Origin of the sequence: Pseudobacter sp., from assembly GCF_051955275.1 — a bacterium.
Classification (GTDB): domain Bacteria; phylum Bacteroidota; class Bacteroidia; order Chitinophagales; family Chitinophagaceae; genus Pseudobacter.
Window position 1 is genome coordinate 1 of sequence record NZ_JBQCGW010000139.1, and the last position, 13,676, is coordinate 13,676.

A 13,676-nucleotide genomic window follows, 5' to 3' on the forward strand; every position below is an offset into this window, starting at 1 on the left:
CCTGAAAACCCCATCGTGGGTACAGGCCTGGAAGGCAAAGCCGCCCGTGACGCACGTGTTCAGATCCTTTCCGAAGGTGAAGGGGTGGTTGAATATGTAGACGGAAGTGAAATCCACGTACGTTATGACCGTTCAGATGCTGACCGCCTGGTTAGCTTCGAAGACGATCTCAGGATCTATAAACTCACCAAGTTCATCAAGACCAACCAGGAAACCTGCATCAACCACAAGCCTTCCGTTAAGAAAGGACAGCGTCTGAAAAAAGGCGACTTCCTCACAGAAGGATATGCGGTTCAGGCCGGTGAGCTGGCGCTCGGACGTAACCTGCAGGTGGCCTTCATGCCATGGAAGGGTTACAACTTCGAGGATGCCATCGTAATCAATGAGCGTGTGGCCCGTGAAGACCTCTTCACTTCTATCCATATCTCCGAATACGAACTGGAAGTCCGCGATACCAAACTCGGTGAAGAAGAACTGACTCCGGATATCCCCAACGTTTCTGAAGAGGCTACCAAAGACCTCGACGAAAACGGTATCATCCGCCTGGGTGCTGCTATCAAGGAAGGCGATATCCTGATCGGTAAGATCACTCCGAAAGGAGAGAGCGATCCTACCCCTGAAGAGAAACTGCTCCGCGCCATCTTCGGTGACAAAGCCGGTGATGCCAAAGACGCTTCTCTGAAAGCACCGAACGGTGTGGAAGGTGTTGTGATCGGTAAAAAACTGTTCCAGCGCGCCAAGAAAGACAAGAACGCGAAGATCCGCGAGAAAGCTTCCCTGGAGAAACTGGAAAAGATCCACGAAAAGAATGTAGAGGAACTGAAGGAACTGTTGATGAACAAACTGCAATCCCTGTTGAAAGACAAGGCGAGCATGGGTGTAAACAACAACTTCGGTGAAGTGCTGATCGGCAAAGGAGCCAAATTCAATCCGAAGAACCTGTCTGGTATCGACTACCAGAACGTGAATCCGCTGGGTTGGACCGGTGACAATGGCATCGATGATCAGATCAACATCCTGCTGCACAACTATAACATCAAGTTCAACGAAGAACTCGGAAGATACAAGAGGGAGAAATTCAATATCTCTATCGGTGACGAGTTACCTGCGGGCGTTCTGAAACTCGCGAAAGTATACCTTGCTGTTAAGCGTAAGCTGAAAGTGGGTGATAAGATGGCGGGCCGCCACGGTAACAAAGGTATCGTAGCCAAGATCGTGCGTGCAGAAGACATGCCGTTCCTCGCTGATGGTACTCCGGTAGACATCGTTCTGAACCCGCTTGGTGTACCTAGCCGTATGAACCTGGGACAGATCTATGAGACTGTACTCGGTTGGGCTGGTCTGAAACTGGGTGTGAAATTCGCCACTCCGATCTTCGACGGTGCTACTGTAGACGAGATCGCTGAGAACATCAACAAAGCAGGTCTGCCAACCTTCGGCCACACTTATCTGCATGATGGTGAAACCGGCGAGCGCGTCCACCAGAAAGCAACCGTGGGTGTGATCTACATGATCAAACTGCACCACATGGTGGACGATAAGATGCACGCACGTAGCATCGGACCATACTCCCTCATCACGCAACAGCCGCTCGGTGGTAAAGCCCAGTTCGGTGGTCAGCGTTTCGGTGAGATGGAAGTTTGGGCACTCGAAGCATACGGTGCATCCAATATCCTCCAGGAACTGTTAACTATCAAGTCTGATGATATCATCGGCCGCGCGAAAACTTACGAAGCGATCGTGAAAGGTGATAATATCCCGAGAGCAGGTATCCCTGAATCATTCAACGTACTCGTACATGAGTTACGTGGTCTGGGTCTGGATCTGAAGTTTGAATAACAGTGCCGGTTACACGATAACCCCGTGTGTTGAATTTGTAATTATTAAAAAGTAACTGAAAACTCAAATATGGCTATCAAAAAAGATAATCGTCCCAAAGCCACGTTTTCTAAGATCACCATCGGTCTGGCTTCCCCTGACTCCATCCTGGAGCGCAGTTATGGCGAAGTGCTGAAGCCTGAGACCATCAACTACCGTACGTACAAACCTGAGCGTGATGGTTTGTTCTGCGAGCGCATCTTCGGACCCGTTAAGGATTACGAGTGTGCCTGCGGTAAGTACAAGCGTATCCGTTATAAAGGCATTGTCTGCGATCGTTGCGGTGTGGAAGTAACTGAGAAGAAAGTACGCCGCGAGCGCATGGGCCACATCAAACTGGTAGTGCCTGTTGTACATATCTGGTACTTCAAGAGCCTTCCCAACAAGATCGGTTACCTGTTGGGTGTAAGCTCCAAGAAGCTCGAGACCATCGTTTATTATGAAAGGTTTGTAGTTATCCAGGCTGGTATCCGCGAAGACCGCGGCCTCAAGACTGGTGACCTGCTCACTGAAGAAGAATACCTGGAGATCCTGGAGAACCTCCCTAAAGAGAACCAGTACCTCCCTGATGAAGATCCGCAGAAGTTCATCGCCAAGATGGGTGCGGAAGCCGTTCATGACCTGCTCGGCAGAATTGAACTGGATTCCCTGTCCTTCGACCTGCGTAACGCCGCTGCCACTGAAACTTCCCAGCAACGTAAAGCAGATGCCCTCAAGCGTCTGAGCGTGGTGGAAGCTTTCCGTGAAGCAAATGGCCGTATCACCAACCGCCCCGAGTGGATGGTAATGCAGTACATCCCTGTGATCCCGCCGGAACTCCGTCCGCTGGTTCCCCTGGATGGTGGCCGCTTCGCGTCTTCTGACCTGAACGATCTCTACCGCCGTGTGATCATCCGTAACAACCGTCTGAAAAGACTGTTGGAGATCAAGGCTCCTGAGGTGATCCTGCGTAACGAAAAACGTATGCTGCAGGAAGCCGTTGACTCACTGTTCGACAACAGCCGTAAATCAAACGCGGTGAAAGCTGAAGGTGGTCGCGCGCTGAAATCACTCTCAGACGTACTGAAAGGTAAACAAGGTCGTTTCCGTCAGAACCTCCTCGGTAAACGTGTTGACTATTCCGGTCGTTCTGTAATCGTGGTAGGCCCCGAGCTGAAACTCCACGAGTGCGGTCTTCCGAAAGATATGGCTGCTGAATTGTTCAAACCATTCATCATCCGCAAACTGATCGAAAGAGGTATCGTGAAAACAGTTAAATCTGCCCGTAAACTGGTAGACCGCAAGGAAGCTGTTGTTTGGGATATCCTGGAGAACATCCTGAAAGGTCACCCGGTGATGCTCAACCGTGCCCCAACACTGCACAGGTTGTCTATCCAGGCCTTCCAGCCTAAACTGATCGAAGGAAAGGCCATCCAGCTTCACCCGCTGGTGTGTGCGGCCTTCAACGCCGACTTTGACGGTGACCAGATGGCGGTTCACGTTCCATTGAGCAACGCTGCCGTACTGGAAGCCCAATTGCTGATGCTGTCTTCACACAACATCCTCAACCCGCAGAACGGTTCTCCGATGACCCTGCCTTCACAGGACATGGTACTCGGTCTGTACTATATCACAAAAGGTAAGAAGTCTACCGACACTGAAAAGATCCGCGGGGAAGGAAAAGCATTCTACAGCGCAGAAGAAGTGATCATTGCTCACAACGAAGGCACTGTTGAACTGCACGCTCATATCAAGGTGAAAGCTACCGTTCGCCTGGACGATGGCACACTCGTAAGAAAACTCATCGACACCACTGTAGGCCGCGTACTGTTCAACCAGTTCGTACCTAAAGAGGTTGGTTATATCAATGCCCTGCTCACCAAGAAGTCTCTCCGTGAGATCATCGGTGACATCATCACCATCACCAACGTTCCTAAAACAGCCAAGTTCCTGGACGATATCAAGCAGCTCGGTTTCCGTACTGCCTTCCAGGGTGGTCTGTCGTTCTCTATCAATGACCTCATCATTCCTTCTATCAAGGAAGAGGTCCTGGATAATGCGAAAGGAGAGGTGGATGAGGTTTGGGACAACTATAACCTCGGTCTGATCACCAACAACGAACGTTACAACCAGATCGTAGACATCTGGTCTCGCGTGGATACCCGTATCACAGAAACACTGATCCGCGAGCTGGCAACAGACAAACAAGGATTCAACTCTGTATACATGATGCTTGATTCCGGAGCCCGTGGTTCCAAACAGCAGATCAAGCAGCTTTGCGGTATCAGGGGTCTGATGGCCAAACCAAGAAAATCAGGTTCAACCGGAAGTGAGATCATCGAAAACCCGATCCTCTCCAACTTCAAGGGCGGTCTGAACGTATTGGATTACTTCATCTCTACCCACGGTGCCCGTAAAGGTCTGGCGGATACGGCCCTTAAAACGGCTGATGCCGGTTACCTCACCCGCCGTCTGGTAGACGTTGCGCAGGATGTGGTGATCACTGAAGAGGATTGCGGTACACTCCGTGGTATTGCAACCAGTGCACTGAAAGACAATGAAGAAATCGTAGAGCCACTGTACGATCGTATCATCGGCCGTACTTCTCTGCACGATGTATATAACCCAACCACTGAGAAACTGATCGTAGCCGGCGGCTCACAGATCACAGAACTCATCGGAAAGGAAATTGAAGAAGCTGGTATCGAAACCGTAGAGATCCGCTCTGTACTCACCTGCGAAAGCAGAAGAGGGGTGTGCGTGAAATGTTACGGTAAGAACCTCGCAACCGGAAACATTGCACAGAAAGGTGACGCCGTGGGTATCATCGCTGCGCAGTCCATCGGTGAGCCTGGTACACAGCTTACCCTCCGTACCTTCCACGTGGGTGGTGTGGCTGGTTCCGCTTCCATCGAATCTTCACTGCCAGCCAAGTTCGACGGTACCATCCAGTTCGACGGCTTACGTACAGTAACAACCGAAAACAACGAGGGCGAAAAGATCCAGATCGTAATCGGCCGTACAGGTGAGTTACGTATCATGGATGTGAAGAACGACCGTCTCCTCATCACCAACAACATCCCTTACGGTGCAACCCTGCTGGTGAAAGACGGACAACAGATCAAAAAAGGCGATCCGATCTGTACATGGGATCCGTTCAACAACGTTGTTGTGGCTGAAATCCCTGGTAATATCAAATTTGATAACGTTATCGATGGTATCACTTACCGCGAAGAGGCCGACGAACAAACAGGTCACCGTGAGAAAGTGGTTATCGAAACAAAGGATAAGAACAAGATCCCGACCCTGATCGTTGAAGGCAAGGAAGTGAAACTGTACAACTTACCAGTAGGTTCACATATCATTGTGGACGAAGCTGAATCTGTACGTGCAGGTCAGGTACTGGTGAAAATCCCGAGGACCCTGCGTATGCAGCGTGACATCACGGGTGGTCTGCCACGTGTAACCGAGCTCTTCGAGGCACGTAACCCGGGTAACCCTGCGGTTGTGTGTGAGATCGATGGTGTGGTTTCATTCGGCGTGATCAAACGTGGTAACCGTGAGATCGTGATCGAAGCGAAAGATGGTGTTGTTAAGAAATACCTCGTTCCGCTGACACGTCAGATCCTGGTTCAGGACGGTGACTTCATCAAAGCCGGTGCAGCCCTGTCCGATGGTCAGATCGCTCCTGGTGATATCCTCTCTATCAAAGGACCGTTCGCAGTACAGGAGTACGTAGTGAATGAGATCCAGGAGGTTTACCGTTTACAAGGTGTGAAGATCAATGATAAACATATCGAGGTGATCGTTCGCCAGATGATGAAGAAGGTAGAAATCGTGGATCCGGGTGATACCCGCTTCCTCGAGGAGGACCTGGAAGACCGCTTCGACTTCATCGAAGAGAACGACTGGATCTTCGACAAGAAAGTGATTTCCGATGCTGGCGAAAGCACCAAGCTGAAAGCCGGCCAGATCGCAAGTCTGCGTGAGATCCGCGAGGAAAACTCCATCCTCCGCAGAAACGATAAGAAAGCGGTAGAGTACAGGGATGCAAACCCCGCTACTTCTCACCCCGTTCTGCTCGGTATCACCAAGGCGTCACTCGGAACTCAAAGCTGGATCTCAGCTGCGTCGTTCCAGGAAACCACCAAGGTGCTGTCCTCAGCTGCCATCCAGGGTAAATCTGATGACATGCTCGGCCTGAAAGAGAACGTGATCACTGGTCACCCGATCCCTGCAGGTACTGGTCTCCGTGACTTCGACAATATGGTTGTAGGCAGCAAGGAAGAATATGAACTGCTCCAGACCACACGCGAAGCCATGAGCTTTGATGACGAAGAATAATTACCGGTCCGCATGATTTTTGCCTGACGGTACATATAATCAAGAGTAGGAAGCATTTAGCTTCCTACTCTTTTGTTTTTAGCCTGCTACGGCTACGTCTTAATGTTAAAAGTTTTAACAATTTTCTTATAACTCAAGAGCATATCTTGCAAAAAAGCTTTGAATGAGAAATATCTCTACTATCTTAAGTGTTCTGGCTCTCGTACTCGTTGGTGTTCTTTTTTACCTGCATTTCAATGGTAACAAGGATTCTAAAAAAGTTACTGAAGGAACTGGCGCTAATGCCCCCCAAAGCGTCCGCATCGGATATTTCGATATTGATTCATTGCAAACAGGTTATGAGTATTTCAAGGATGTGCTGGAACAGATGAAGAAGAAAGAGGCGGCCATGAACGCGGAACTGGCTGATATGGACAACAGGAGCCGTCGCCGCCTTCAGCAACTGCAGGCTGAACTGCAGAGCCGCGGACAGGCCCTTACCCAGGCTGACGAGGTAAAGGCACAGAACGAAGTGGCCACCATGCAGAAGAATTTCAATGACCGTAAGGTTACCCTGGAACAGGATATGCAGCGTACACAGCTTGAGACCATCACTGAGGTTCGCAATACTGTGTCTGATTTCCTGAAAGAATACAACAAGACCAAAGGCTATACTTATATCCTTTCATATGATCCCGGCATGAGCCTGATGTACTATAAAGACTCAACTTATGATGTAACAGGTGATCTCATCAAAGGATTGAATGAACAGTACGCAGCAAAGAAGAAGAAGCCTTAAGCAGTCCTTCTTCCTGCACCAACAACCAAACTAAATCCCTTATCATCAACCACACTGCTGTTTATGGCTGAACAAACCACCTCATTCAAGCCAACGCTCGGCTTGCTGGATGCCACTATGATTGTGGCTGGATCCATGATCGGTTCCGGTATCTTCATTGTTGGCGCTGATATAACCCGGAATGTGGGCAGCGCAGGATGGCTCATCGCCGTCTGGCTCATCACAGGGTTCATGACGCTTACGGCAGCCCTGAGTTATGGTGAACTGAGCGGAATGTTCCCCAAAGCCGGTGGTCAGTACGTTTATCTGAAAGAAGCCTACAACCCGTTGTTAGGCTTTTTATATGGCTGGAGCTTTTTTGCCGTGATACAAACGGCCACTATCGCCGCCGTTTGCGTGGCCTTCGCCAAATTCACCGCCTATCTTATTCCTTCGTTGAGTGAAGATCTTGTAGCCATACAGATCGGGAACTTTAAAATATCGCCGGCGCAGCTGCTGGCTATCGGTATTGCCATCTTACTAACGTATATCAATACGCGAGGTGTAAGGGAAGGCAAGATCATTCAGACCTCGCTGACCCTCATCAAGCTGCTCAGTCTTTTCGGTCTGATCCTTTTCGGCTTCATCATGGCCGACGGGAAGATCTGGGAAGCCAACTGGTCGAATGCCTGGGACCTGCACCAGCTGGGCAACCCGGAGTCTTATACCACTGCCCTGGCTTTTGGTGCCATCGCGGCCGCCATGGTAGGCTCCATCTTCAGTTCAGATGCCTGGAACAACGTTACCTTCATTGCCGGCGAGATCAGGAATCCCAAAAGGAATATCGGTCTCAGTCTTTTCCTCGGTACCCTGGTGGTAACCCTGATCTATGTGAGCACAAACGTAATGTACACGGCTGTACTGCCCCTGGAAGAGATCGCTTCTGCGGATAAGGACAGGGTAGCGGTGGCTGCTTCACAGAATATATTCGGGTCGATCGGTTCTTATATCATTGCCATCATGATCATGATCTCCACCTTCGGATGCAGCAATGGTATGATCCTTTCCGGTGCCCGTGTTTATTACACGATGGCAAAGGATGGCCTTTTCTTCAGGCAGGCTTCCACGCTCAATAAGAATGCCGTACCTGCAAAGGGGCTCTGGATCCAGTGCCTGGTGATCTGTGCCTGGTGTATAAGTGGTTCTTACGGGCAGTTACTGGATATGATCTCCTTTGTGGTGGTGCTTTTTTATATGCTCACCATTGTAGGCATCTTCATCCTGCGTAAGAAGCGCCCGGATATGGAGCGTCCTTACAAGGCCTTCGGATACCCTGTTATGCCCATCCTGTATATCATCATGGGAATGGCGTTCTGCGCACTTCTTATCATATTCAAACCAAATTATACCTGGCCCGGGCTGATCATTACGCTGATTGGTATCCCGATTTATTATATTGCACTGGCTAATAAAAAACAGGCAATAACAAAATAACTATGGCAGTGACAGATTTTGACCAGTTATTCGCGCAGTTCAGGAATATTAAAATAGGAGTGATAGGGGATGTGATGCTCGACACCTATTGGTGGGGACATGTAGAACGCATTTCCCCGGAAGCACCGGTGCCCATTGTGGCGCTGGACAGAAAGGAACAGCGGATCGGAGGAGCAGGCAATGTGGCGCTCAATCTGGCATCCCTGCAGGCGCAGGTCAGCATCATCTCCGTAATGGGCAGGGATGATGACGGCAGCGATCTCAAAAAGCTCTTCGAGCAGAAAAAAATAGATACCACTTATCTCATCCAGAGCAGTTCCCGCATCACTACCAACAAAAGCAGGATCATTTCCCGCAATCAGCAGATGATGCGCCTGGATGCAGAGATCACCAAAGACCTCAATGAGGCTGACGAAGCCAGCCTGCTGGCCACGGTGGAACAGTTCCTGCAGAAGGAGCAGCCGCAGGTAGTGATCTTTGAGGACTACAACAAGGGAGTGCTGACCGCTTCCGTGATCGAAAAAGTGATAGCACTCTGCAAACAGCATAAGGTGCTGACCTCCGTGGATCCAAAAAGAAAGAACTTCTTCGCGTACAACGGCGTTGACATATTCAAACCGAACCTCAAAGAAGTGAAAGAAGGGCTCAATATCCTCTTCGAGGAAGTGAGCGTTGACACACTCAATGAAGTACACCAGAAGCTGCAGGAGCAGCTTCAGCACAATATCTCCTTCATTACCCTTTCTGAAAAAGGGGTGTTCTACCAGGATGATAACAGTTCCCGCATCATACCTTCGCACCTGCGGAATATTGCGGATGTTTCCGGAGCAGGGGACACGGTGATTGCCGTGGCATCCCTGATCTATGCGGCTACCGGCAGGGTAGACCTGATGGCCGAAGTGGCCAATATTGCCGGGGGACTGGTATGTGAGGAAGTAGGAACTGCCGCTATAAACCGGGACCGCCTCTTGCAGGAATGCAGGATTTTACTAAATTAGTTCGTGTTGCCGCCCGTTTTTCCGGGCCGTACCCGCTTTATCCGGGTATTTTGTGTGTATTGTGCAGCAAAGCAACCGCTGTGAAAGTCTTTAAGTGATATATGACCATTTGAAATAATGTACTGATGCTGGCTGTTACGATACTTGGAAATAATTCTGCGTTACCCGCCTACGACCGTCACCCGACGGCCCAACTGGTTACCCTTGATGACCAGCTCTTCCTCGTTGACTGCGGGGAGGGCACCCAGGTGCAGCTGAGCCGTTACCGTATCCGTTGGGGCCGTATCAATTACATTTTTATTTCACACCTGCACGGAGACCATTATTTCGGACTGCCGGGGTTTCTCAACAGCATGGGGCTGCTTCATCGTGAGAACGATCTGCACCTTTTTGCACCGCCCGAGCTGGAACCCATACTGGACCTGCAATTCAAGGCTGCAAGCACTATTCTTCCCTATACATTGCATTTTCACCCGCTTACCCAGGAGGGAGTGCTGGTGAAGACCGATAAGTTCAAAGTGACCTGTTTCCCTACCAAACACCGTATTCCCTGCTGGGGCTTCCGGTTTGAGCAGGTGAAAGCGCCCCGCCGCGTGAATCCGGAGAGAGCCATTCGCCATGGTGTTCCTGCGGCTTTCTACGACAGGCTCAAATGGGGCGAGAATTATACTACCAAAGAAGGTACACTGGTGACCAATGAACTGGTGACCGATCCCGCTGCCAAACCTAAATCTTACGCATACTGTGCAGATACCATCTACGATGAAGAGCTGATCCCCCGTATTGCCGGCGTGGATGTACTCTATCATGAGACCACCTATCTCAGGGAGCTAAACGACCGTGCAGCAAGCCGTTTTCATTCTACCACGGAGCAGGCCGCCAATATTGCAAAGAAAGCAGGTGTAGGCAGGTTGCTCATCGGACATTTCAGTTCCAAATATGAAAACCTGGATCAGTTCCAGGCTGAAGCCCGCGAAGTATTTCCTGATACCGACCTGGCCATTGAAGGCGTTACATTCAGAGGATAATCTTTATTGTTTATAGCGTTCGTAGACGAACGGCTGAAATGCTGCGATGTGCAGCATTCGTCGATTATACTTCACGTATATCTTCATCATTCATCAGAGCGAAAGTGGCTGTTTAGTTTTGTTTGTTCTAAGAAGTACACTAATTAAAACAAGCAATCAAAAATGAAACTTTTCTATTATTTTCTGATGACAACCGTGATGTTTGCAGGTTGTTCTTCAAAAGGCGATAGCGTTGGCGCAGAGGCATGGGGACAGCAACCGGAATTACCTGTGGTGAATGGCCATCAGGATTTCAATATTTCCGGAACCGGATATTATGTGAATGTGATGGGTAACACTATACCAAGGATGCCGAATTTCCCTTCTCTTTCCGTTAAAAAAAGCATTGCCCGTGGTTATGTTGCTGATCTCAGAGGAAAGCCGATCAAAGGCGCAAATGTATCCTGTTCCAGCACTATGACCGGTGGCTGGTATTCAAGCGGGACGGGCGTTACAGACGATAACGGATATTACGAATTTCAGATCCCTGCAGGCGCTGCTTACTTTTTCGGAACAGCGGTAACTGTAACTTATAACGGAACTCCTGCTGTAATGGCTCTGTATCCCGTGGGCGGCACTACTTCATTTGCTTCTGGCAATGGTGTGGTAAAGAATTTCGTGTTGTTGTCTTATGGACCTGCCAATCCTGATGAGATCGCTGCGCATCCCAATAATGAAACCAATTATTATGGTGGTGCATTGTATTTCTGGTGCAATGTGAATTATGCCGGTGAGAACTATGATGGTTACCTGCCTTACAATGGAGTGGTTGTGATTGAGCTTACTCCGGTTGAACCCTGTATGTATGGTGAAACGAAATCTTTCAAGATCACCAGGCAATTCGGGGAACTCGACGCATTCAATATTGTGAACATCCCGGTAGGAAAATATAATATCAAAGCTTCCCTGAGTGATGGCCGTAAACTGAGGATGAAGGCAACCGGTACTGTAGCGAATGTATATGAAAACCTGGGCCTGAGACCTGATAATACGGTTGGCACTTCAACGGTAACTTTTACTCCGGAGTGGCAGCGTACGCCGGTGATGGTACCCAGTTTCAAGAGCAATTGGGACGCACTCGAAATCAAGTTGAGCTTATAATAGATGATCATGAAAAACAAAAGCAAAGGGATTGCAGTCATGTACTGCAGTCCCTTTGCTTTGTATCGTATGGGTATTATTTCTTCAGATAGTTCTTTACGGCAGCGTACAGGTTGGCACTGAGCGGGGTCATGGGGAGGCGGAGGTTGTTCTCGATCAGTCCGAGTTCCGTCATAAATGCTTTCACACCTGCAGGGTTGTTCTCAGCGAACATCAGTTCATAAGCCTGGATCAGAGTATCGTTGAGGGCTTTGGCTGATTTGAAATTGCCTGCCAGGCTCTCGCGCACCATTCCGGTGAATGCTTTGGGGAATGCGTTGGCGGCTACGCTGATCACACCGTCCATACCACAGGCTATCTGTGGAAGTACCAGGGCATCATCTCCGCTCACTACGAGGAAATCTTCCGGCCTGTCTCGCAGGATCTGCATGCATTGTGCCATATCACCGCTCGCTTCTTTGATACCTGCGATATTGGGAACTTCCTTTGCGAGGCGGATAGTGGTGTCTGCGCTCATATTCCTGCCCGTGCGGCCGGGAACGTTGTAAAGAAGGATGGGCTTTGGAGCAGCGGCTGCCAGCATTTTATAGTGCTGGAAAATGCCTTCCTGTGAGGGTTTGTTGTAATAGGGGGCTGCGCTGAGGATTGCTGTAGCTTTTTCCAGGGGAAGGTGTTCCAGCTCTTTCACCAGATTGATGGTATCGTTGCCACCTACGCCTACTACTACAGGAACGCGGTTGCCAACCTTCTCATAAGTATACTGGATGATGGCGATCTTTTCTTCCTTGCTCAGGGTGGGCGTTTCGCCGGTTGTGCCGAGGGTGACTACGTATTCAACGCCGCCATCGATCACGAAGTCGATAATGCGGCCGAGCGCGTCCAGATTCACTTCCATATTGGAGCGGAAAGGAGTGACCAGTGCTACGCCTGTACCTGAAAGAGTTTGCCTGAGAGACATCTGAAAATTGTTTTTGGTTTTGAGTGATGTGAACAGTGAACATTTTATCGCATTACATCAAATAAGAAAGGCCTTCCTGTTACGGGAAGGCCTTCTATTATTTTGCTGACACACAAAACGGTGATCAACCCTTCCCTTGTATGGAGATGGTCTTGACTTGCTTTATATGTTTCTGAATGTTTTGCATTGACGGGGTCAAAAGTAGTGTGCATTTGAATACCACGCAAATAAATTATCCTTCTGCCGGTAATTCTTCCCAGAATCCCATCTTGTTGAATTTCTCGATGCGTTGTTTGACGCGCTCTTCAGGATCCATTTGCCGGAGCTCTCTGATGGTATCTGTGAGGAATGGTTTGAGCAGATCAGCTGCCTGCTGATAATCCCAGTGTGCTCCGCCCAGAGGCTCAGGCACAATGGAGTCGATCAGTCCGAACTGGTGCATATAATCGGGGGTGAGCTTCAGTTGTTCTGCTGCTTTCTCCTTGTATTCCCAGCTGCGCCAGAGGATGGAGGAGCAGGATTCAGGAGAGATCACCGTGTACCAGGTATTTTCCAGCATGAAGATGCGATCGCCTACTCCGATGCCCATGGCGCCGCCGGAGGCGCCTTCACCGATGATCACGCAGATCACAGGTACTTTGAGGCGGCACATTTCATAGATATTGCGTGCGATGGCCTCACCCTGTCCGCGTTCTTCAGCTTCCAGACCGGGATAAGCTCCCGGTGTATCGATGAGGGTAATGATTGGTTTGTTGAATTTTTCAGCCAGCTTCATCAGTCGGAGTGCCTTACGGTATCCTTCCGGATTGGCCATTCCGAAATTACGGAGCTGACGCGCTTTGGTATTTACTCCCTTCTGTTGCCCGATCATCATAACGGTTTGTCCATCCAGTGAAGCAAATCCTCCCACCATGGCCTTGTCGTCACGTACGTTGCGATCCCCATACAGCTCCACAAAATCGGTGGTCATTTTATCTATGTACTTCAACGTATATGGACGGTCCGGATGGCGGCTGAGTTGAACTTTCTGCCAGGGAGTAAGATTCTGTGTAATAGCCTTACGTGCTTCAATAACACGCTCTTCCAGCTTCCTGATTGGA

9 protein-coding genes are annotated in these 13,676 nt (G+C 49.6%); 7 read left to right on the forward strand and 2 right to left on the reverse strand.

The annotated features are described in order from the left end of the window. From rpoB to ACTHMC_RS12070, 7 genes are all read left to right on the forward strand, one after another. A partial coding sequence (rpoB, locus tag ACTHMC_RS12040; protein WP_440413372.1) for a DNA-directed RNA polymerase subunit beta occupies positions 1-1,839 on the forward strand: 1,839 nt, incomplete at its 5' end. A gap of 69 nt (positions 1,840-1,908) precedes the next feature. Next, complete coding sequence (rpoC, locus tag ACTHMC_RS12045) at positions 1,909-6,201, forward strand: DNA-directed RNA polymerase subunit beta' (RefSeq protein ID WP_440413373.1); 4,293 nt, start codon at positions 1,909-1,911, stop codon at positions 6,199-6,201. Positions 6,202-6,364: 163 nt separating this feature from the next. Further along, positions 6,365-6,979 carry an OmpH family outer membrane protein gene (locus tag ACTHMC_RS12050; RefSeq protein ID WP_440413374.1) on the forward strand — a complete coding sequence of 205 codons (615 nt, stop codon included), beginning with the start codon at positions 6,365-6,367 and terminating at the stop codon, positions 6,977-6,979. 63 nt (positions 6,980-7,042) lie between these two features. Continuing rightward, a complete protein-coding gene (locus ACTHMC_RS12055) occupies positions 7,043-8,452 on the forward strand; it encodes an APC family permease (RefSeq protein WP_440413375.1) in 1,410 nt (469 codons plus the stop codon). 2 nt (positions 8,453-8,454) lie between these two features. After that, on the forward strand, positions 8,455-9,450 hold the full coding sequence (locus ACTHMC_RS12060) for a bifunctional heptose 7-phosphate kinase/heptose 1-phosphate adenyltransferase (RefSeq protein ID WP_440413376.1): 996 nt from the start codon (positions 8,455-8,457) through the stop codon (positions 9,448-9,450). A gap of 125 nt (positions 9,451-9,575) precedes the next feature. After that, on the forward strand, positions 9,576-10,478 hold the full coding sequence (locus ACTHMC_RS12065; protein WP_440413377.1) for a ribonuclease Z: 903 nt from the start codon (positions 9,576-9,578) through the stop codon (positions 10,476-10,478). Positions 10,479-10,640: 162 nt separating this feature from the next. Continuing rightward, entirely contained in the window at positions 10,641-11,618 is a 978-nt protein-coding gene (locus ACTHMC_RS12070) for a hypothetical protein (RefSeq protein WP_440413378.1), read from the forward strand. A gap of 76 nt (positions 11,619-11,694) precedes the next feature. Here ACTHMC_RS12070 and dapA read toward each other — a convergent pair whose 3' ends face one another. Together dapA and ACTHMC_RS12080 are read right to left on the reverse strand one after the other, a co-directional pair. Further along, positions 11,695-12,576, reverse strand: a complete 882-nt coding sequence (gene dapA, locus ACTHMC_RS12075; protein WP_440413379.1) for a 4-hydroxy-tetrahydrodipicolinate synthase — start codon at positions 12,574-12,576, stop codon at positions 11,695-11,697. A 232-nt stretch (positions 12,577-12,808) separates the two neighbouring features. After that, positions 12,809-13,676 (reverse strand): acetyl-CoA carboxylase carboxyltransferase subunit alpha (locus ACTHMC_RS12080; RefSeq protein ID WP_440413380.1); only part of this gene is annotated, 868 nt, incomplete at its 5' end.

What these genes read in the sequence shown, in the direction of transcription:
- rpoC (WP_440413373.1), top strand. Translation starts at nt 1,909, where the DNA reads ATGGCTATCAAAAAAGATAATCGTCCCAAAGCCACGTTTTCTAAGATC.
- ACTHMC_RS12050 (WP_440413374.1), top strand. Translation starts at nt 6,365, where the DNA reads ATGAGAAATATCTCTACTATCTTAAGTGTTCTGGCTCTCGTACTCGTT.
- ACTHMC_RS12055 (WP_440413375.1), top strand. Translation starts at nt 7,043, where the DNA reads ATGGCTGAACAAACCACCTCATTCAAGCCAACGCTCGGCTTGCTGGAT.
- ACTHMC_RS12060 (WP_440413376.1), top strand. Translation starts at nt 8,455, where the DNA reads ATGGCAGTGACAGATTTTGACCAGTTATTCGCGCAGTTCAGGAATATT.
- ACTHMC_RS12065 (WP_440413377.1), top strand. Translation starts at nt 9,576, where the DNA reads ATGCTGGCTGTTACGATACTTGGAAATAATTCTGCGTTACCCGCCTAC.
- ACTHMC_RS12070 (WP_440413378.1), top strand. Translation starts at nt 10,641, where the DNA reads ATGAAACTTTTCTATTATTTTCTGATGACAACCGTGATGTTTGCAGGT.
- dapA (WP_440413379.1), bottom strand. Translation starts at nt 12,576, where the DNA reads ATGTCTCTCAGGCAAACTCTTTCAGGTACAGGCGTAGCACTGGTCACT.